Below are 19,665 nucleotides of genomic sequence, written 5' to 3' on the forward strand. Positions count from 1 at the left end.
GACCACTAGCCTGGAGTCATGATCCCCCGCTCCCGCGCCACCGGTCGGGCCCTCTTCTACCAGGCCTTCTACCGGCTGCCGCTGCCGGTGCGTCGGCGCCTGGTCCGGTTGGCCGTGCCCAAGTACATCGTCGGCGCGGTCACCCTGGTCCGGGACGCCGAGGCGACGGGCGCGGGTCGGTTGTTGATGCTGCGCCAGCCACCCGGCAAGGGCTGGTCGCTCCCCGCCGGCCTGCTCGACCGCGGCGAGGCTCCGGTGGTGGGCGCGGCCCGCGAACTGTTCGAGGAGTCCGGCGTCCGGCTTCCGCCGTCCCGGTTGCGCCCGGCGGTGCCGAACGCGGTCGTGCACGCCAAGGGCTGGGTGGACATGGTCTTCGAGACCGAGGTCCCGGCGTCGAGCACCGAGCTGACAGTCGACGGTGGGGAGGTCTTCGAGGCCGCCTGGCACCCCCTGGACGACCTGCCCAAGCTGACCTGGCCGACGGCCCGGCTGCTCGCCTACTACGACATCGGGCCGTTGGCCGGGCAGTTCCCGCCACCGGTGCCCGACGACATGCCATGACCGGCGCGGGCGGTGTGCCGGCGGAGCTGTGCGCGGTGGTGCTCGCCGCCGGCGAGGGCACCCGGCTGCGTCCGCTCACCGAACGGGTGCCCAAGGCGCTCTGTCCGGTGGGCAACGTGCCCCTGCTGGAACGGGCGTTGGCGCGGCTGGCCGGCCTGGGCCTGACCGGTCCCGACCGGGTTGCGGTGAACGCCTGCTACCTCGGCGAGCAGGTGGTCGCGTACGTCGGCGACCGCGCGCACCTGTCCGTGGAGCCGGGCGACCCGCTGGGCACCGCGGGTGGGGTGGCCAACCTGCGGGACTGGATCGACGGGCGGCCGGTGCTGGTCGGCAACGCCGACGCGTACCTCGCCGACCCGGCCGCTCCCCCGGGCCCGGACGTGGCCGCCCTGCTCGACGGCTGGGACGGGCAGACCGTACGCCTGCTCGGCCAGCCGGCCGCGGACCCGGCGGCGCCGGGCACCTTCGCCGGGCACTGCTTCACCGGCTTCTCCCTGCTGCCCTGGCGGCTGGTCCGCGACCTGCCGGTCGTCTTCTCGGACCTGGTCCGCGCGGTGTGGCGGCCGGCCGAGGCGGCGGGCGCCCTGGAGGTGGTGCCCTATCCGGGCACCTTCTTCGACACCGGCACCCCGGCCGACTACCTGGCGGCCAACCTGCACGCCGCCGCCGGCGGCACTCTCGTCGACCCGTCCGCGACGGTGACCGGCCGGTGTGTGGAGTCGGTGGTCGGTGCGGGCGCGCGGGTGGCCGGGGACGTGTGCCGCGCGGTCGTGTGGCCGGGGGCGACCGTACGGCACGACGAGCGGCTGCGGGAGGCGATCCGGGCCGGGAGCGAAGTGACCGTGCCCGGCGCCGCCCAGGGCTGAGCCCCGACGGCTCCCGCCTCCGGTTCCGACCCGAACATCTAGCATGGGCGACGACGCCGACGAACGGAGAAATGCCCCGTGATCACCGCGATCGTGCTGATCGACTGCGCCACCGATGCGATCCCCGAGGTGGCGGAGACCCTGGCCAACCTTCCCGGTGTCAGCGAGGTCTACTCGGTGGCCGGGCACGTCGACCTCATCGCCATCGTCCGGGTCCGCGAGTTCGACCAGATCGCCCAGGTCATCGCGGGCAGCATCTCCAAGGTGCCGGGCGTGCTCAACACCGAATCGCACATCGCGTTCCGGGCGTACTCGCAGCACGACCTGGAGGAGGCGTTCGCGATCGGCCTGGCCAGCGCCGACTGAGCTGGTACGCGAGGCGGCCGGCCCACCCGCCTGAGTGGACCGGCCGTCTGCTGTGGCTACGTCAGCTCTCGCTGGGAGCCGGCACCTCGGTGGTGCCGCCGCCCGGAGCCGGCGACTCGGTGCCCGTGCCGCCCGGAGCCGGGGACTCGGTCCCGGTGCCACCCGGAGCCGGGGACTCGGTGCCGGTGCCGCCCGGGCTGGGCGTACCGCTGGCGCTGACCTGCGGAACCGGGATGCCGAGCTTGTTGGCGAGCGCCACCAGCTCGTCGTAGTGCGTCTGCAGCGTCGGCAGCGCGGTCTGCGCCAACTGGACCACCGACTGCTCGGAGCCCTGCGAGATCTCCGTCTGGGTGGCCTGGATGGCCTGGACGTGGCCGGCCAGCTCACTGGTCACCCAGAGCCGGTCGAACTCCGCGCCGCTGGCGTTGTTCAGCTTGTCGATGACCGCCTGCTGATCGGCGTTGGGCTCGTTCGGCAGTTGCACACCGAGCTGGGACGCGGTCTGCTGCACCGTCTGGTCCAGCTGGGTGTGGTCGGTCTTCAGCATCGCGCCCAGGTCCTTGACCCCCTGGTCCTGACCCTTCTGCTGGGCCAGGTCACCGGCGGTGATCTCGAACAGGTTGACCTGGTGTATCGCCTGCAGGTACTGGGTGTCCTGCGTCGACGGCTGTGCCGCGGCCTGCGCGGCCGCGGCCGGCGCGACACCGACCAGTACCAGCGCGGCCAACAGGCCCAGGCGTTTGATACCCAACATGCTTCCCCCCCTTGAGACGTTGGACCGCACGGATACCCGGCTCACCGGGGTTATTCCTGCGATCGCCCGTCGCGCGGGGTCGACCGGTCCGAACATGCCCGTCCGACTCCTGGTCGGATGGGCGGTGGGTGCGGAAACGACGTGGCGCCCGCCGGAATCCGGCGGGCGCCACGTGACAGTGCGATCGGGCGGTCAGCGGCGGCTCTCGCCGCTGCCGATCTCCTCGCGCTCGGGCCGGGGCTCGACCGGCGGGTGACCGGGCGAGACCGGAGCCTCCACCGGCTTCTCGATCGGGTAGAAGAAGCCCCGGATGGCCGGGCCGAGCGCCCCCAGCCGGTTCATCTTCTTCGGCACGACCCAGCCGACGTAGTCCAGCTGACCGTGACCGTCCGCGTGCCCGTTGGACGCGCTGAGCGGCTGGTGCACCTCGACGAACCGGCCATCCGGCAGGCGCCGGATGATGCCGGTCTCCACGCCGTGCGCGAGCACCTCACGGTCGTGCTGCTGGAGACCCAGGCAGAGCCGGTACGTGACGTAGTACGCCAGCGGCGGCAGCACCAGCAGACCGACCCGACCCGCCCAGGTCATCGCGTTCAGGCTGATCTGGAACTTGTCCGCGATCACGTCGTTGGCGCCGGAGAGCGTCAGCACGACGTAGAACGAAACGGCCATGGCGCCGACCGCCGTCCGGGCCGGAGCATCCCGGGGACGTTCGAGCAGGTTGTGGCTCTTGCGGTCCTTGAGTTGCCGGGCTTCCAGGAACGGATACATCGTCGACAGGCCCACCAGGATGCCGGGCAGCACGACGGTCGGCCAGAACAGCGGCGGAATCACGTATCCGTCGCCGATCGGGATGGGAATCTCCCAGGCCGGCATGAGTCGGGTCGAACCGTCGAGGAACATGACGTACCAGTCGGGCTGGCTGGCCGCCGACACCACCCAGGCCTCGTACGGGCCGAACAGCCAGATCGGGTTGATCTGGAACAGACCGCCCATCAGCGCGATGACGCCGAAGACGACCATGAAGAAGCCGCCCTGCTTCAGCGCGTACCGCGGGAACATCCGCTCGCCGACCACGTTGTTGTTGGTCCGGCCTGGGCCGGGCCACTGGGTGTGCTTCTGCTTGAAGACCAGGCCCAGGTGGACGCTGATCAACGCGACGAGCAGACCCGGGATGAGCAGCACGTGGGCGATGAAGAACCGGCTGATGATGATCGTGCCGGGGAACTCGCCGCCGAAGACCGACGACGTGACCCAGGAGCCGATCACCGGGATGGACAGCATGATCGCCGAGGCGATCCGCAGGCCGGTGCCGGACAGGCCGTCGTCCGGCAGCGAGTAGCCGGTGAAGCCGGCCAGGAAGCCGACCCAGAACAGCAGCGAACCGATGATCCAGTTGGTCTCGCGCGGCTTGCGGAAGGCACCGGTGAAGAAGACCCGCAGCATGTGCACGACGATCGCGGCCATGAACAGCAGCGCCGCCCAGTGGTGCATCTGCCGCATCACCAGACCACCCCGGACGTCGAACGAGATGTCCAGGCTGGAGGCGTACGCGGCGGACATCGGCGTGCCCTGCAACGGCGCGTAGCTGCCGTCGTAGACGACCTCGGTCATCGCCGGCTCGAAGAAGAAGGTGAGGAACACACCGGTCAGCAGCAGCACGATGAACGAGAACAGCGCGATCTCGCCGAGCAGGAAGGACCAGTGGTCCGGGAACACCTTGTTCAGCAGTTTGCGCAGCGGGGTGGCCACCGCGAAGCGGTCGTCCACTCCCACCGCGGCCTTGCCCGGCGTCGCCGCAAGGTCAAACTTTCGACGCTTCATGGCCGCTCCCAGAAATCAGGCCCGACGGTCTCGGTGAAGTCGGACTTCGCCACGAAGAAGCCCTCGGAGTCCACCTCGATCGGCAGCTGCGGCAACCGCCGGCTGGCGGGGCCGAAGACGGGCCGGGCGTTGTCGGTGATCAGGAACTGGGACTGGTGGCACGGGCAGAGCAGCCGGTTGGTCTGCTGCTCGTAGAGGCTGGCCGGGCAGCCGGCGTGCGTGCAGATCTTGGAGAACGCCGCGTAGTTGCCCCACATGTAGTCACCGTGGCCGACCCGCTCGTTGGCCCGGCGCGACTCCTGCGCGTCCGAGTCGCGGAGGTGGATCAGCAGCGTCGGCGAGTCGGCGTGCTTGTTGCTCACGCCGTGGTCGATGCCCGGGAAGACGGTCAGCTGCCCACCGGTGCTGATGTCCGCCGGGCGGATCGGTCGGCCGTCCTCGCGGACCAGGCGGATCCGCTGGCCGCCCTCGGCCGCGGCGAAGCCGGTCGTGAACATCTGGTTGTTCTTGTGCGGCTGCGAGATCAGGCCACCGACCAGCGGCGCCGCCGCGACCGCGGCGACCGGCGCGAGACCCGCCAACAGCGAGATGCCGAGCAGGGGGCGACGCTTCACGCCCAGCTCGTCCGCCATGTAGAGCATGGTCTGACCGGTGATCGTGCGGCCTTCGGCGTCGACCTGACCCTCGTGCCGGTCCTGGATCGAGACCTCCTTGGGCAGCAACTTCTTGCCCCAGGTCAGGATGCCGAAGCCGACGGCGAGCAGCGCCACGCCGAGGGTGAAGCCGAGCAGCGGGGTGTAGAACTTGTCGCCGCCCCGGCCCGCCTCGTACTTCCACGGCCACCAGATGTAGATGGCGAGGAAGGCGGTCGCGGCCAGACCGGTGATCAGGAAGAAGCCGGCGACCACCCGGGTCAGCCGACGCTCCGCCTTGGTGCCCGGCAGCACCTGCGGCTCGTAGTGGACGATCTCGATGTCGTCCCGGCGCGCGCCCTCACGAACGATGTCGAACCGGGTCAGCCTGGGGTCGTTCACGTCGAGCGGCTCCTGGCCCTGCGGGGCCTGGTGCTCGGTGTGGGTGCTCATGCCGTCACCTCGCTACAGGTGGCGCCGAGCGGCACCACAGCACTGAATCGGATGCTCCGCTCGGTCACGACTTGCCCGCAATCCACAGGCTAGCGAACACGAGCGCCACGATGCCAACCAGGAAGATCGCCAGGCCCTCGGTGGACGGGCCGTACCGCCCGAGGTTGAACCCACCCGGGTCCTGGTCGTACTTCAGCGTCTCCTGGATGTAGGCGATGATGTCGGCCTTCTGCTCCGGCCGAAGCTGGTTGTCGCCGAACACCGGCATGTTCTGCGGGCCGCTCAGCATCGCCGCGTAGATCTGACGGTCGGTCGCGGGGTGCAGGCTCGGGGCGAACTTGCCCGAGGAGAGCGCACCGCCGCCGCCACCGAAGGCGTGGCACTGCGAGCAGTTGATCCGGAACAGCTCGCCGCCGGCCGCGACGTTGCCGTCCTCGCGGAGCTCGTCGCCGTCGGGAACCACCGGGCCGCCGCCGAGCTCCTGGATGTACTGGGCCAGCTGACGGGTCTGCTCGTCGGTGAAGACCGGCGGCTTGCGGTGCGCCTGGGCCTCCTGGCGGGCCAGCGGCATCCGCCCGGAGCTGACCTGGAACTCGACCGAGGCCGCGCCGACGCCGATCAGGCTCGGCCCGCGGCCCTCGACACCCTGGGCGTTGCGGCCGTGGCAGGTCACGCAGCTCACGTCGAACAGCGCCTTGCCCTCTGCGGCGGCACCGGTCAGCTGCGGGTTGTCCTGGGCCTGGGCGCCTGGGGCGAAGACGGTGTATGCGCCGCCGGCCAGCATCAGCGCGGCGATCAGCCGGACCGCGGCGCCCAGCCGGCGGCGGCCCCTGCTGCGCGCGGCGGGCCGCTCGCGCAACCGCGCGAGCAGACCGCGTCGGCGGTCGTTGTCAGAAGTCATGAGCGGTGTCCTTAACCGGTTGGACCTGTCTCAGGGGACGGAGCAGCAGCGCGGAGTGTGACGCGCAAGATCACTGGAGCCAGTAGATCATGGCGTACAGCCCGATCCACACGACGTCGACGAAGTGCCAGTAGTACGACACGACGATCGCCGACGTCGCCTGCGCCGGAGTGAACCGGCCCATGGTCGTACGGACCATGAAGATGATGAAGGCGATCAGACCACCGGTCACGTGCAGACCGTGGAAGCCGGTGGTCAGGTAGAACACCGACCCATAGCCGTCTCCGTTGATCTTGATGCCGTCCTCGACCAGGTGCCGGTACTCGTTCAGCTGGCCGAGAACGAAGATCAGGCCCATCACGAAGGTGACAGTGAACCAGCGCCGCAGCGCGTGCACGTCACCCTTCTCCGCCGCGAAGACGCCGAGCTGGCACGTCACCGAGGACAGCACCAGGATCACCGTGAAGGTGGTCGCGTACGGGATGTTCAGCGCCTCGGTGTGCTTCTCCCACTGCTCCGGCGCAGCCGCGCGGATCGAGAAGTACATCGCGAACAGCGCCGCGAAGAACATGAGTTCGCTGGAGAGCCACACGATCGTCCCGACGCTGACCATGTTTGGTCGGGTCAGAGAGTGGATCCGGCTCTTGTCAATGGCTGGGGCCGCAGTCACGCCGTCATTATTGCCCCTGACCGGGGCCGCCGATCAGCGGGGTGGCAAACCTGCGCCTTCCGTGGCCCGAGCGTCAGGGTCCGGTTCGCCTGGCCTAGCCTGAAAAGCGTGCTGCACGTCGATCCGATCTTCGCCGCCACCTCGGCCCCGCCGCCGTTCACCGTCGGCGCGGTGCTGAGCGAGACCCGGCTGGACAGCTGGTTGGCCCTCGGCCTGGTGCTCGCCGCCGGCCTCTACCTCTACGGGGTGTACCGGCTGCGCCTGCGCGGCGACCGCTGGCCGATCGCCCGCACCGTGTTCTTCATCGGCCCCGGGCTGGGCGGCATCGCGCTCGTCACGGTCAGCGGGCTGCACGCGTACGACACCGCGCTGCTGTCCGTGCACATGATCCAGCACATGGTGCTGTCCATGGTCGCGCCGATCTTCCTGGCCCTGGGCGCGCCGATGACTCTGGCCCTGCGGACCCTGCCGGTCCGGCCGCGCAAGCGCCTGCTCGCGATCGTGCACAGCCGCGTCGCCCGGGTCTACAGCTTTCCGCTTGTGGCGTTCGCCATCTTCGTGGTCAACCCGTTCGTCCTGTACTTCAGCGACCTGTACCGCTACACCCTCGAACACGCCTGGGCGCACGAGCTGGTGCACGCGCACTTCATCATGACCGGCTGCGTGTTCTTCTGGCCGCTGCTCGGCCTCGACCCGCTGCCCGGCCGGTGGCCGTACCCGGCACGTGCGCTGCTGATGCTGCTCTCCGTGCCGTTCCACACCGTGCTCGGCCTCACCATCATGCAGAGCAGCACGCTCTTCGGCGGCGACTGGTACCCGTCGCTCAACCTCGGTTGGGTCGACCCGTGGCAGGACCAGGTGGTCGCCGGCGGCATCCTCTGGGCCGGCGGCGAGTTCGTCAGTGTGACCATGCTCGCGGTCCTGGTGGTGCAGTGGGTCAAGCAGTCCGAGCGGGAGGCCCGCCGGGTGGACCGCGAGCTGGACCGCCAGGAGGCCCGCGACCGCGCCGCCGACGCCGCGACCGCCTGAGCTGCCCGGACGGTACGCCCCGACGCGCGACGCCGGGCAGGATGTCGGCTGCGTCACGCCGACCGGTACGATCTGCGGGCAGCTACGAGGTGGGAGTGTCGGCATGAGTGAGCGCAGCGAACGAATCATCAAGCTCAGCGCGATGGTGCCTCATGACGGCGCGGAGCGAAGCGGAGTGTCGGCATGAGTGATCGTCTTTGCACCGTGTTGCTCTACAGCGACGACCCGCAGGTCCGTGACCGGATGCGGATGGCCGTCGGCACCCGACCCGCGCCCGGTCTGCAGATCGAGTTCGTCGACGCGTCGACCTACGCGGAGACCATCCGGCTGGTCGACGACTACGAGATCGACCTGCTCGTGCTCGACGGTGAGGCGAGCCCGGGCGGTGGCATCGGCATCGCCCGCCAGATCAAGGACGACCGGGACGACGCTCCCCCGACCTGCCTGGTGATCGCCCGCGCCGCCGACCGATGGCTCGCCGCGTACGCCGAGGTCGACGCGACGCTGGTGCACCCGCTCGACCCGGTGACCACCGGTGGCACGGTGGCCGAGCTGCTGCGGACGCACGCACCCGCCTGACGTCCCCAACTCCTCCGGCACCGTCACGGCGCCGGACCAGTCGGCGCCGGTTCCAGCCCACCCGCACTTCGTACGCTCGGGAGGCCCGCCATGGGCGATCGGACCTGGCCGCACCTGCTCAACTCGCTGCTGCGCGGTGACGAGCTCTCCACCGCCGACACCGCCTGGGCGATGGACGAGATCATGACCGGCTCGGCGAGCGCGGCGCAGATCGCCGCCTTCGCCGTGGCGCTGCGGGCCAAGGGTGAGACTCCGGCGGAGCTGGCGGGCCTGGTGGAGGCGATGCTGGGCCGTTCGGTTCCGGTGGTGCTCCCCGAGGAGCTGCGCCGCACCGCGCTCGACGTGGTGGGCACCGGTGGTGACCTCGCCCACACGGTCAACATCTCCACGATGACGGCGCTGGTCGTCGCCGGTGCGGGTGTCCGCGTGGTCAAGCACGGCAACCGGGCCGCCTCCTCCCTGTGCGGCACCGCCGACCTGCTGGAGTTCCTCGGCATCCCGCTGGACCTCGAACCGGAGCAGGTCGCCCGCTGTGTCGAGGAGGCCGGCATCGGGTTCTGCTTCGCGGCGCGGTTCCACCCCGGGATGCGGCACGCCGGCCCGGTCCGCCGTGAGGTGGGCGTGCCGACCTTCTTCAACTTCCTCGGGCCGCTGACCAATCCGGCCCGCCCCCGGGCCGGCGCGGTCGGCTGCTTCGACCTCCGGATGGCCCCGGTGATGGCGAGCGTCTTCGCGGCCCGCGGTGACTCGGCGATCGTGATGCGCGGCGAGGACGGGCTGGACGAGTTCACCACCGCCGCGCCGACCCGGGTCTGGGTGGCCCAGGGCGGCACCGTACGCGAGGCCGTGCTGGACGCGACGGACCTGGGCGTGCCCCGGTCCACCCTCGCGGACCTGCGTGGCGGTGACGCCGCGTACAACGCCGACGTGGCCCGTCGCCTGCTGGCCGGCGAGCCCGGACCGGTCCGGGACGCCGTGCTGGTCAACGCGGCGGCGGCGCTGGCCACCCAGGGCTCCCTCGACGGTGACCTGATCGAGGCGCTCCGTACCGGCCTGGCCCGCGCGGCCGAGTCGATCGACTCCGGCGCGGCCGCCGCGACCCTGGACCGCTGGATCGAGACCGCCACCACGGCCTGACCGCACCACCGCCTGACCCCACCGACGGCTCGGCCCGTCGGCTGGCGGCGTCTCGCCCTGATCAACTCGGATTTCTTGAAACTGCGGTGTCCGCGGCGCCCAGACACCCCAACTTTCAGGAAGTCGAGTGGATCACGCGCCGCTGCCGGGGGTGGGCGGCGGGCGCTCGGGGATTTGTCGGACCCGTCTGGGAAACTACAGCCGAGTGATTCTCCGCCTCCGTCTGTGCGTCGTTGTCGCATCCGGGGGCGGCCCGCCCGGTACGAGAGGAGACGCCCGTGTCGCACCGCGAGCTCTACTGCGACGTCTGCGATGGCGTGGCGCTGTTCGAGGCGCCGCCCTGCATCGACGGCCACGGCACCGACTGTCCAGAGCTGATCTGCACCGACTGCGGCGCCGCCGTGGTGATCACCACGTTCGCTTCCCCGGTCACCCGGCTGGCCGCCCGCCGACGCCAGCCCGCCCGCCGCGCCGCCTGACCGCCGCGCCGACCAACCACCGCATCAACCGACCACCGCGCCGGCTGACCGCCGCGCCTGGCCGCCGCACCACCTGACCGCCGCGCCAGCTGACCGCCGCGCCAGCTGAGCCCGGCGCCGCCTTACCGCCGCGCGCTGACCGCCGCGCCGGCCGAGAGCGGCGCGCCCGCACCGATCGTGCAACGGCTCTCGACCCGCCCGCACTGATCGTGCGCGCCTCTCGGCCCGGCCCCGCACCCGCCTCGGTCCCCGCGCCCCGCGCCTTGCGCCCCGCGCCGAGCATGGCCGAAGGCCCGCTCCCTCACGTGGGGAACGGGCCTTCGTCGTGCCGGGGCGGTCGCGACGGCGACCGGATCAGTCAGTGCTCGGCGGTGCGCCGGGTGCCGCTGTAGTACTCGAACAGCAGCCCGCAGGCGGCGAAGACCACCGACACCAGGCCGACGCCGATGAGCCAGTACTGCCAGAACACCATGCCGAGCGCGGCGAGCGCGGCGGCCAGCGCCAGACCGAACGGCCAGTAGCTGCCCGGGCTGAAGAAACCGACTTCGCCAGCACCGTCGGCGATCTCGGCGTCCGGGCGGTCCTCCGGGCGCAGGTCGATGCGGCGGGAGACGAACCAGAAGAAGCCACCGCACATCGAGCAGAGCAGGAACGACAGCAGCAGGGCGACGGTGCCGACCCACTCGACGCCGCCCGACTCCCCGTGCGTCCAGGCGCCGTAGAGGATGGTGGCACCGAAGAGGAACCCGGCGATGATCAGGAAGATACGCCACTCGGTCTTCATGCGGCTGCCTCAGCTTCCCGTGCGGGCCGGAACTTTGTCCGGGTTGAAGTTGTCCTGCGTCCGCCGGGTGTCGAACGGCTGCGTGGTCTCCGCGTACGGCTGCTCGCCGATCGCGGTGAGCGCGTCCTGGGTGGACTTGCCGCTCTGCTTGGCCGCGAGGAACTGGTCGTACTTCTCCGGCGAGACCACCCGCAGCTCGAAGTTCATGAACGCGTGGTAGCTGCCGCACAGCTCGGCGCAGCGCCCGACGTAGGCGCCCTCGGCGTCCAGGCTGGAGACCTCGAACACGTTGCGGATCTTGCCCGGCATGACGTCCCGCTTGAACAGCAGCTCCGGCACCCAGAACGAGTGGATGACGTCGCGGCTGGTCTCCTCGAACCGGATGGACCGGTTGGTCGGCAGCACCAGCACCGGGATGACCTCACTGGTGCCGAGCGTCGACGCGGTGGTGCGGGCGTCCGGGCCCTGGCCGTCGCGGTAGTTGAACTGCCAGTTCCACTTGAACGCGACGACCTCGACCGTGACGTCCGGGTTCTTCGACAGCTTGTCGACGTCGGTCTGCACGATCGCCGTGTAGTAGAAGAGCACGGAGACGATCAGGATCGGCGCGATGGTGTAGAGGAACTCCATCGGCATGTTGTAGCGGGTCTGCACCGGCAGCGCGTTGCCACGCTTGCGGTAGCGCACGACGCACCAGAAGATCAGGCCCCACACGAAGACGCCGACCGCGAGCGCGGCGATGCAGGAGGCGATCCACAGGTCGTACATCCGCTTCGACTCGGCCGAGATGCCGCCCTGCGGCCAGCCGAAGCCGTGAAAGGTCTGACCCACGTCACAGCCTGTGAGCAGCACCAGCAGCGCCACGCCACCGAGACCGAGCCCGGCCAGGCGCCCAGCACCACGTCCCCGGCGTCCACCAACCCCTGGGGAAGCGCTGTGCCGTACGGCCGACGGCCGTACCTCCGAACTCCTTGCGACCACCTGGTCCTGCCTCCCTAGCGCGCCGCGGTGCGTCTTTCCTCAGCACCGGCGGCAAAGGCGTCACCGACGGTCGCAGATTACTCGACCATGACGGACTCAACCGTGGTGGGGTCACTGTCCGACCCCCATCGGGGGGATCCTAGGCATACCGCCGCGATACCGTCGGGCCTGTGAGCGCGAGGAGTGAGCCGGGGTTGCGCGCCCCACAGTCGCGAACAAAAGCAGGCACTGTGAGCGCGAGGAGTGAGCCGGGGCTGCGAGCCCCACAGTCGCGAACGAAGGCGGGCCTGTGAGCGCATCCCCGGTCTACCTGGACGCGGCGACCGCCGCGCCCATGCATCCGGTGGCGCGGCAGGCGCTGCTGGCCGCCCTCGACGACGGCTGGGCCGACCCGGGCAAGCTGTACACGCAGGCCCGTCGGGCCCGCCAACTACTTGACGCCGCCCGCGAGGCCACCGCGCTGACGCTCGGCGTCCGCGCCGATGAGGTGTCCTTCACCCCCAGCGGTACGACCGCAGCCCACGGTGCGGTGCTCGGGGCCCTGGCGGGACGGCGCCGGATCGGGGCGACGCTTGTGCACTCGGCGATCGAACATTCGGCGGTGCTGCACGCGGCGGAGCGGCACGTCGCCGGGGGCGGGACCGCCACGGCGGTGCCGGTCGACCGGTTGGGCCGGCTGGACCTGACCGCGTGGTCGAGCGCCGTTGCGGCACCGGGGGTCGCGCTGGCCGCGTTGATCACCGCCAGTCACGAGGTGGGGACGGTCCAGCCGGTCGCCGAGGCGGCGGCGGCGTGCGCCGACTCGGGTGTGCCGCTCTACGTCGACGCGGCGCAGTCGGTGGGCCGGGTTCCCCTGCCGGCCGGCTGGTCGGTGCTCAGCGCGAGCGCGCACAAGTGGGGCGGGCCACCCGGGGTGGGGGTGCTGGCGGTCCGCAAGGGCACTCGCTGGGAGTCACCCTGGCCGGCAGACGAGCGGGAGGGCGGTCGTACCCCCGGGGTGGTGAACCTGCCGGCGGTCGTGGCGGCGGCGGCGAGCCTGCGCGCGGCGGCGGCCGACGCGGCGGCCGAGGCGACCCGGCTGAGCGCACTGGTGGACCGGGTCCGGGCCCGGGTCGCGGCGGAGGTGCCGGACGTGGAGGTGGTCGGCGACCCGGTGCTCCGGCTCCCCCACCTGGTCACCTTCTCCTGCCTGTACGTAGACGGCGAGGCGCTGCTGCACGCGCTGGACCGGCGGGGCTTTGCCGTGTCGTCCGGTTCGTCCTGCACCTCGTCCACGCTGCGCCCGTCGCACGTGCTGGAGGCGATGGGGGTGCTCTCGCACGGCAACGTACGGGTCAGTCTGCATCGGGAGACGACCGAGGCGGACGTGGACCGGTTCCTGGCCGAATTGCCCGGGATCGTCGCCGGGCTGCGCGCCGAGGCGGGGGTGGTGGGGCTGTGACGATGCCGGACGAGGTACTCGACTGTCGGGGGCAACGCTGCCCACTGCCCGTGATCGCGGCGGCGCGACGGATGCCCGAGGTGCCGGTCGGCACGGTGGTCCGGGTGCTGGCCGACGACCCGGCGGCGGCGGTCGACCTTCCGGCCTGGTGCCGGATGCGCGGCCAGGAGTTCCTCGGCTCGGTCAACGGTCCAGAAGGCCCCGCCTACGACGTCCGTCGCACCCACTGACCCACCACCCCACACCCCACACCCCACACCCCCGCGATCTTGCAGTTTCTGCGGGGACAAAAGCGTGCAGAAACCGCGAACCGGCGACAGAAAATGCAAGATCGCGGGGGCGGGGCGGGGGCGGGGCGGGGGCGGGGCGGGGGCGGGGGCGGGGGCGGGGGCGGGGGCGGGGGCGGGGGCGGGGGCCGGGTTACGGGAGGAGGTGGGGGCGGACTTCGTCTGCGGCGGTGTCGCCGTAGGACTCGGCCAGCCGCTTGACGAACAGGTCGCGGCGGACCTCGTACTCCTGGGTCCCGACGGTCTCCAGGACCAGGGTGGCCAGCAACGAGCCGACCTGGGCGGCCCGCTCCAGGCCGACCCCCCAGGAGAGCGCGGTGAAGAAGCCGGCCCGGAAGCCGTCGCCCACCCCGGTCGGGTCGACCGCCCGGATCTCCCGCGCGATCGGCACGTGGATCGGGTCGATGCCCCGCCCGGCGATCTCCACACCGTGCTTGCCCAGCGTGGTGACCCGCACCTTGACCAGGTCGAGCAGTTGCTCGTCGCTCAGCTTCGCCTTGCTCTGCAGCAGCGACTTCTCGTAGTCGTTGGTCATCAGGTACTCGGCGCCCTCGATCAGCGCCATCACGTCCTCGCCGCCCATCCGGGCGAGCTGCTGGGACGGGTCGGCGGCGAAGGCGTAACCGCGGCTGCGGCACTCGGCCGAGTGGCGCAGCATCGCCTCGGGGTCGTTGGCGCCGACCAGCACCAGGTCCAGACCGCCGAGCCGGTCGGCGACCGGGGCCAGTTCGATGTTGCGCGCCTCGCTCATCGCACCGGCGTAGAACGACGCGATCTGGCACATGTCGGTGTCGGTGGTGCAGACGAAGCGGGCGGTGTGCGCCACCTCGCTGATGTGCACCGAGTCGCAGTCCACGCCGTGGCGCTCCAGCCAGGAGCGGTAGTCGGCGAAGTCCGCCCCCACCGCGCCGAGCAGCACCGGGCGCAGCCCGAGCTGACCCATGCCGAAGGAGATGTTCGCCGCCACGCCGCCGCGGCGGAGCACCAGGTCATCTACCAGGAAGGAGAGGGACACCTTGTGCAGCTGATCGGCGATGAGCTGATCGGCGAAGCGACCGGGAAAGCTCATCAGGTGATCGGTGGCGATCGAGCCGGTGACGGCGATCTTCATGTCAACCCTCGGGGTCGGGAGCAGGGCGCGGTCAGCCTACCGGCACGGCAACCCGATGGTCACCGCTCGGTCGGGCAACGGCAACCAGCCCGCCACGGCTCCGGCGGGACCGCTCCCGGACCGGCGCGGGTTCCCGCTGGTACGACGATGGGGCCGTTCCGGAGAACGGCCCCATCGTCGCTGCTGGGTGTGGTGTGACTCAGTTGAACGAGTCACCGCAGGCGCAGGAGTTGCCCGCGTTGGGGTTGTCGATGGTGAAGCCCTGGGCGTCGATCCGGTCGGCGAAGTCGATCGTCGCGCCGGAAAGGTACGGGGCGCTCATCCGGTCGACGACGACCCCGACACCGCCGAAGTCGGTAACGACGTCACCGTCGAGTGAACGCTCGTCGAAGAAGAGCTGGTACCGCAGGCCGGAGCAGCCGCCCGGCTGCACGGCGACGCGGAGCCGCAGGTCGTCGCGGCCCTCCTGCTCGATCAGGGCCTTGACCTTCTGCGCCGCGACGTCGGTGAGGACGACGGAAGTAGGGGCCTGGGCCTCGGTCGACTCGGTCTGCGCTGGCGTGGTCACGTGGAAGTCTCCCTGCGCGGTTTGGGTCCGGACGCACTGGCCAACGTCGCACGCCGTCCAGTGATTCCCGGTTGTGGTCCTCAACCGATCGTACGCCGCTTCGGCCGGGCGCACCCGCGTGGCGTGACCGCCGCCGCAGGTGGGCCCGGTCCCGGCGGGCCGGACGGGCGCTCGACGGGCTCAGCGGCTCCACTGCCGGGCCAGCCGGGCGCCCAGCTCGCGCAGCCCCTCCGCGGGCCGGCTCAGCGCGGCGTCGAGCCCGCCGCCCTCCTCGCCGCCGAAGTGCTCGACCAGGCTGTACGCGTCGGTCACCCCGGCCGAGGCGGCCTCCCGCCGGCCGGTGCTCACCTGCCCGGCCACCACCACGCAGGGAACTCCCCGGTCGCGCGCGGCGGCGGCCACCCCGGCGACAACCTTCCCGCGCAGCGACTGGTGGTCGAACGACCCCTCCCCGGTGATCACCAGGTCGGCGGTGTCCAGGGCGGCGTCGAGGCGGGTGGCCCGGGTGACCAGGCCGATCCCCGACTCGCAGTCGCCACCGAGGGCGAGGAGCGCCGCACCGATGCCACCGGCGGCCCCGCCTCCGGGGAGCGTGCCGAGCCCGGTGGGGCAGCCGGCCAGATCGCGTTCCAGCACCGCCGCGAAACGCTCCAGGGCGGCGTCGAGCAGCAGCACGTCGGCGCGGTCGGCGCCCTTCTGCGGGCCGAAGACGTTGCTCGCGCCGTGCAGGCCGAGCAGGGGGTTGTCCACGTCGGTGGCCGCGACCAACCGGACGCCCCGCAGCCGGGGCGCGCCGTCGAGCGCGTCGACCGCGGCGAGCGCCGCCCCGCCGTACGGCAGTGCCGCGCCGCCCGGGTCGAGCGGGGTCACGCCCAGCGCGGCGAGCATGCCGGCGCCGGCGTCGTTGGTGGCGGAGCCGCCCAGCCCGATCACCACCGTCCGGGCACCGCTCTCCACCGCGGCGGCCACCAGCAGACCCAGCCCGTACGAGGTGGTGGTCTTCGGGTCGCGCTCGGCCGCGGAGAGCAGGTGCAGGCCGCACGCCTGCGCGCTCTCCAGATAGGCGGTCGCGCCGTCGGCGGTGAGCAGGATCTCACCGGCCGCCGGCCGGCCCAACGGATCGACCGTCGACACCGGCACCCGCCGGCCGCCGAGGGCCTCGGCGAGCACCTCAACGAAGCCCGGCCCACCGTCGGCGAGCGGCCGGATCAGCAGATCGTCTCCGTCGGTGACGGTGCGCCAACCGGCGGCGACCGCGGCGGCCACCTCCGGTGCGGGCAGGGTGCCGGCGAACTTGTCCGGGCAGAGCAGCACGCGCATGCCGAGCAGTGTGGCAGCCCACACCGAGCGAAGCTGCGGCGCGCTCGCGCTGTGGGACCATGGGCTACGTGACTTCGACCTGGGTGGAACCCTCCAACACGGCGACGGCTCTGCTGCTGCTCGGCCGGGGCAGCGACCCCGACACCGAGCGCGGCGTCGAGTGTCCGGGCGACCTGCCGGCGCCCAGCGATCCGGATCTGGTGGCCCGCGCCACGGCCGCGAAGGCGAAGCTGGGCAGCAAGGTCTTCGTGCTGGGGCACCACTACCAGCGCGACGAGGTGATCCAGTTCGCCGACGTGACCGGTGACTCGTTCAAGCTGGCCCGGGAGGCCGCGGCCCGGCCGGACGCGGAGTACATCGTCTTCTGCGGCGTGCACTTCATGGCCGAGAGCGCCGACATCCTCACCACCGACACCCAGCGGGTGATCCTGCCCGACCTCGCGGCGGGCTGCTCGATGGCGGACATGGCGGTGCTGGGCCAGGTCGAGGCCGCCTGGGACACGCTCACCGAGCTGGGCATCGCCGGCGAGACCGTGCCGGTGACGTACATGAACTCCTCGGCGGACATCAAGGGCTTCGTGGGCCGCAACGGCGGTGTGGTCTGCACCTCGTCGAACGCCAAGCGCGCCCTGGACTGGGCGTTCGAGCAGGGGTCGAAGGTGCTGTTCCTGCCCGACCAGCACCTGGGCCGCAACACCGCCGTGCTGGAGATGGGCCTGTCGCTCGACGACTGCGTGCTCTACGACCCGCACAAGCCCGGTGGCGGGCTCACCCCGGAGCAGCTGCGCGACGCCAAGATGATCCTCTGGCGGGGGCACTGCTCGGTGCACGGTCGGTTCACGCTGGACAGCCTCAACGACGTACGGGAGCGGGTGCCCGGGGTCAACGTCCTGGTCCACCCGGAGTGCCGGCACGAGGTGGTCACCGCGGCCGACCACGTCGGCTCCACCGAATACATCATCAAGACGATCGAGGCGGCCCCGGCCGGCTCGGCGTGGGCGCTCGGCACCGAGCTGAACCTGGTCCGCCGGCTCGCGCTGGCGCACCCGGACAAGCAGATCATGTTCCTGGACAAGGCCGTCTGCTACTGCTCGACGATGAACCGGATCGATCTGCCGCACCTGGTCTGGGCCCTGGAGGAGCTGGTCGCGGGCCGGGTCGTCAACCAGATCACGGTGGACGCCGACACCGCGCACCACGCCCGGGTGGCGCTGGACCAGATGCTCGCGCTGCCCGGCGCGGACACCCCACCGCCGACGGTGTCCTGATCACGATCCGTAGCGCTCTTGGTACGCAAAAGTGCCGGATCACCGATTAATGCCACACACGCCGATCTGACCGAGTCCTTTTTCGTCACCGAGGGCTATGCTGCCCAAGCGACGACACACGCGGGCCGTTTGGATATGGCCGCATTCGGGGTAGCGACAACATTCAGGCTCCCCACCATCAACACGGCAGCACCGACGCGCTGGAGGTTGCGTTGACCGACGACGTCCTGGTTGTGCACGGAGGGACTCCGCTCGAAGGGCGGATCCGCGTGCGCGGCGCGAAGAACCTGGTATCGAAGGCGATGGTCGCCGCGCTGCTCGGCGACAGCCCGAGCCGACTGTTCGACGTGCCGAAGATCCGCGACGTCGAGGTGGTCCGAGGTCTGCTCGGCCTGCACGGCGTCAAGGTCACCGACGGCGCCGAGGACGGCGAGCTCGTCTTCGACCCGGCGAACGTGGAGAGCGCGAGCACCGACCAGATCAACGTGCACGCCGGTTCCAGCCGGATCCCGATCCTGTTCTGCGGCCCGCTGCTGCACCGCCTCGGGCACGCGTTCATCCCGGATCTGGGCGGCTGCCACATCGGCCCCCGTCCGATCGACTTCCACCTCCAGGCGCTGCGCGAGTTCGGCGCCACGGTCGACAAGCGGCCGGAGGGTCTGCACCTGTCCGCGCCCAACGGGCTGCACGGCACGAAGTTCGCCCTGCCGTACCCGAGCGTCGGCGCCACCGAGCAGGTGCTGCTGACTGCGGTGATGGCCGAGGGCGTCACCGAGCTGCGCAACGCCGCGGTGGAGCCGGAGATCATCGACCTGATCTGCATCCTGCAGAAGATGGGCGCGATCATCAAGGTCCACACCGACCGGGTGATCGAGATCCAGGGCGTGCCGAAGCTGCACGGCTACACCCACCGGCCGATCCCGGACCGGATCGAGGCGGCGAGCTGGGCGGCCGCCGCCCTGGCGACCCGTGGTCACGTCGAGGTGCTGGGCGCGCAGCAGGCCGACATGATGACCTTCCTGAACATCTTCCGGTCGGTCGGCGGTGAGTACGAGGTCACCGACGCCCGCGCACCGAAGCTGGGCGACCCCGGCCAGGAGGGCGGCATCCGCTTCTGGCACCCGGGCGGCGAGCTGAACGCCGTGGCGTTGGAGACCGACGTGCACCCCGGCTTCATGACCGACTGGCAGCAGCCGTTGGTCGTGGCGCTCACCCAGGCCCGTGGCCTGTCGATCGTCCACGAGACGGTCTACGAGCAGCGGCTCGGCTACACCGAGGCGCTCAACTCGATGGGCGCCAACATCCAGGTCTACCGGGACTGCCTCGGCGGCACCCCGTGCCGCTTCGGCCGGCGCAACTTCAAGCACTCCGCGGTGATCGCCGGGCCGAGCAAGCTGCACGCCGCCGACCTGGTCATCCCGGACCTGCGGGCCGGGTTCAGCCACCTGATCGCGGCGCTCGCGGCCGAGGGCACCTCCCGGGTGTACGGCGTCGACCTGATCAACCGGGGTTACGAGGACTTCGAGGCGAAGCTCGCCGACCTGGGCGCGCACGCCGAGCGCCCGTAATCCCGTACACCCTCCGCTACGACGGCTCCGGGTCACGGCGCGTCCTCGCGCGCCGTGACCCGGAGCCGTCGGCCTGTTGCACCGCG

21 protein-coding genes are annotated in these 19,665 nt (G+C 71.2%); 11 read left to right on the forward strand and 10 right to left on the reverse strand.

Translation table 11 applies throughout. The features are described 5' to 3' along the window. Window positions 1-18 precede the first annotated feature (18 nt). The 3 genes from AB0J33_RS20045 to AB0J33_RS20055 all read left to right on the forward strand — a co-directional run bounded on the left by AB0J33_RS20045 (window position 19) and on the right by AB0J33_RS20055 (window position 1,793). Window positions 19-561, forward strand: a complete 543-nt coding sequence (locus AB0J33_RS20045; RefSeq protein ID WP_363615501.1) for an NUDIX domain-containing protein — start codon at window positions 19-21, stop codon at window positions 559-561. Continuing rightward, window positions 558-1,427 (forward strand): NTP transferase domain-containing protein, encoded by an 870-nt coding sequence (locus tag AB0J33_RS20050; RefSeq protein WP_363615502.1) that lies wholly within the window; start codon window positions 558-560, stop codon window positions 1,425-1,427. The genes AB0J33_RS20045 and AB0J33_RS20050 overlap by 4 nt, the downstream gene beginning before the upstream one ends. A 78-nt stretch (window positions 1,428-1,505) precedes the next feature. Beyond that, a complete protein-coding gene (locus tag AB0J33_RS20055) occupies window positions 1,506-1,793 on the forward strand; it encodes an Lrp/AsnC ligand binding domain-containing protein (protein WP_088988344.1) in 288 nt (95 codons plus the stop codon). Between the two features lie 61 nt (window positions 1,794-1,854). Here AB0J33_RS20055 and AB0J33_RS20060 read toward each other — a convergent pair whose 3' ends face one another. The 5 genes from AB0J33_RS20060 to AB0J33_RS20080 all read right to left on the reverse strand — a co-directional run bounded on the left by AB0J33_RS20060 (window position 1,855) and on the right by AB0J33_RS20080 (window position 7,027). Beyond that, window positions 1,855-2,547, reverse strand: a complete 693-nt coding sequence (locus AB0J33_RS20060) for a DUF4142 domain-containing protein (protein WP_363615503.1) — start codon at window positions 2,545-2,547, stop codon at window positions 1,855-1,857. 192 nt (window positions 2,548-2,739) lie between these two features. Beyond that, window positions 2,740-4,371, reverse strand: a complete 1,632-nt coding sequence (locus tag AB0J33_RS20065) for a cytochrome b N-terminal domain-containing protein (RefSeq protein ID WP_363615505.1) — start codon at window positions 4,369-4,371, stop codon at window positions 2,740-2,742. Further along, entirely contained in the window at window positions 4,368-5,456 is a 1,089-nt protein-coding gene (locus AB0J33_RS20070) for a Rieske 2Fe-2S domain-containing protein (RefSeq protein WP_363615506.1), read from the reverse strand. The genes AB0J33_RS20065 and AB0J33_RS20070 overlap by 4 nt, the downstream gene beginning before the upstream one ends. Before the next feature lie 64 nt (window positions 5,457-5,520). Next, window positions 5,521-6,357 carry a cytochrome c gene (locus AB0J33_RS20075; protein WP_363615507.1) on the reverse strand — a complete coding sequence of 279 codons (837 nt, stop codon included), beginning with the start codon at window positions 6,355-6,357 and terminating at the stop codon, window positions 5,521-5,523. A 70-nt stretch (window positions 6,358-6,427) separates the two neighbouring features. After that, on the reverse strand, window positions 6,428-7,027 hold the full coding sequence (locus AB0J33_RS20080) for a heme-copper oxidase subunit III (RefSeq protein WP_124820713.1): 600 nt from the start codon (window positions 7,025-7,027) through the stop codon (window positions 6,428-6,430). A gap of 99 nt (window positions 7,028-7,126) precedes the next feature. Here AB0J33_RS20080 and AB0J33_RS20085 point away from each other — a divergent pair, with 99 nt between their 5' ends. The 4 genes from AB0J33_RS20085 to AB0J33_RS20100 all read left to right on the forward strand — a co-directional run bounded on the left by AB0J33_RS20085 (window position 7,127) and on the right by AB0J33_RS20100 (window position 10,251). Continuing rightward, window positions 7,127-8,056, forward strand: coding sequence for a cytochrome c oxidase assembly protein (locus AB0J33_RS20085; protein WP_363615578.1), 930 nt, complete (start codon window positions 7,127-7,129; stop codon window positions 8,054-8,056). Window positions 8,057-8,239: 183 nt separating this feature from the next. Next, on the forward strand, window positions 8,240-8,635 hold the full coding sequence (locus AB0J33_RS20090) for a hypothetical protein (protein ID WP_357759704.1): 396 nt from the start codon (window positions 8,240-8,242) through the stop codon (window positions 8,633-8,635). A gap of 90 nt (window positions 8,636-8,725) precedes the next feature. Then, window positions 8,726-9,772, forward strand: coding sequence for an anthranilate phosphoribosyltransferase (gene trpD, locus AB0J33_RS20095; protein WP_363615508.1), 1,047 nt, complete (start codon window positions 8,726-8,728; stop codon window positions 9,770-9,772). Window positions 9,773-10,050: 278 nt separating this feature from the next. Beyond that, entirely contained in the window at window positions 10,051-10,251 is a 201-nt protein-coding gene (locus AB0J33_RS20100; RefSeq protein ID WP_363615509.1) for a hypothetical protein, read from the forward strand. Between the two features lie 358 nt (window positions 10,252-10,609). Here AB0J33_RS20100 and AB0J33_RS20105 read toward each other — a convergent pair whose 3' ends face one another. Both AB0J33_RS20105 and coxB read right to left on the reverse strand, forming a co-directional pair. Continuing rightward, entirely contained in the window at window positions 10,610-11,035 is a 426-nt protein-coding gene (locus AB0J33_RS20105; RefSeq protein ID WP_363615510.1) for a cytochrome c oxidase subunit 4, read from the reverse strand. A 9-nt stretch (window positions 11,036-11,044) separates the two neighbouring features. After that, on the reverse strand, window positions 11,045-12,016 hold the full coding sequence (gene coxB / locus AB0J33_RS20110) for a cytochrome c oxidase subunit II (protein ID WP_363615511.1): 972 nt from the start codon (window positions 12,014-12,016) through the stop codon (window positions 11,045-11,047). Between the two features lie 289 nt (window positions 12,017-12,305). Here coxB and AB0J33_RS20115 point away from each other — a divergent pair, with 289 nt between their 5' ends. Together AB0J33_RS20115 and AB0J33_RS20120 are read left to right on the forward strand one after the other, a co-directional pair. Next, window positions 12,306-13,457: an aminotransferase class V-fold PLP-dependent enzyme gene (locus AB0J33_RS20115; protein WP_363615512.1), complete on the forward strand. Its 1,152-nt coding sequence runs from the start codon at window positions 12,306-12,308 to the stop codon at window positions 13,455-13,457. Continuing rightward, on the forward strand, window positions 13,454-13,687 hold the full coding sequence (locus AB0J33_RS20120) for a sulfurtransferase TusA family protein (RefSeq protein ID WP_363615513.1): 234 nt from the start codon (window positions 13,454-13,456) through the stop codon (window positions 13,685-13,687). The genes AB0J33_RS20115 and AB0J33_RS20120 overlap by 4 nt, the downstream gene beginning before the upstream one ends. Window positions 13,688-13,877: 190 nt before the next feature. Here the strand turns inward: AB0J33_RS20120 and AB0J33_RS20125 are convergent, their stop codons facing one another. The 3 genes from AB0J33_RS20125 to AB0J33_RS20135 form a co-directional block, all read right to left on the reverse strand. Continuing rightward, the gene (locus AB0J33_RS20125; protein WP_363615514.1) at window positions 13,878-14,855 is read right to left on the reverse strand and encodes a carbohydrate kinase family protein; all 978 of its coding nucleotides are present in this window, start codon (window positions 14,853-14,855) and stop codon (window positions 13,878-13,880) included. A 199-nt stretch (window positions 14,856-15,054) separates the two neighbouring features. Further along, entirely contained in the window at window positions 15,055-15,423 is a 369-nt protein-coding gene (gene erpA, locus AB0J33_RS20130) for an iron-sulfur cluster insertion protein ErpA (protein WP_238661535.1), read from the reverse strand. Between the two features lie 180 nt (window positions 15,424-15,603). Continuing rightward, complete coding sequence (locus tag AB0J33_RS20135; RefSeq protein ID WP_363615579.1) at window positions 15,604-16,743, reverse strand: glycerate kinase; 1,140 nt, start codon at window positions 16,741-16,743, stop codon at window positions 15,604-15,606. Window positions 16,744-16,811: 68 nt separating this feature from the next. Here AB0J33_RS20135 and nadA point away from each other — a divergent pair, with 68 nt between their 5' ends. Next, window positions 16,812-18,011 carry a quinolinate synthase NadA gene (nadA, locus tag AB0J33_RS20140; RefSeq protein ID WP_363615516.1) on the forward strand — a complete coding sequence of 400 codons (1,200 nt, stop codon included), beginning with the start codon at window positions 16,812-16,814 and terminating at the stop codon, window positions 18,009-18,011. A 212-nt stretch (window positions 18,012-18,223) separates the two neighbouring features. After that, window positions 18,224-19,579: a UDP-N-acetylglucosamine 1-carboxyvinyltransferase gene (gene murA, locus AB0J33_RS20145; RefSeq protein ID WP_203177790.1), complete on the forward strand. Its 1,356-nt coding sequence runs from the start codon at window positions 18,224-18,226 to the stop codon at window positions 19,577-19,579. Window positions 19,580-19,665: the final 86 nt, after the last annotated feature.

Source organism: Micromonospora sp. NPDC049645, assembly GCF_040675155.1.
GTDB lineage: Bacteria > Actinomycetota > Actinomycetes > Mycobacteriales > Micromonosporaceae > Micromonospora.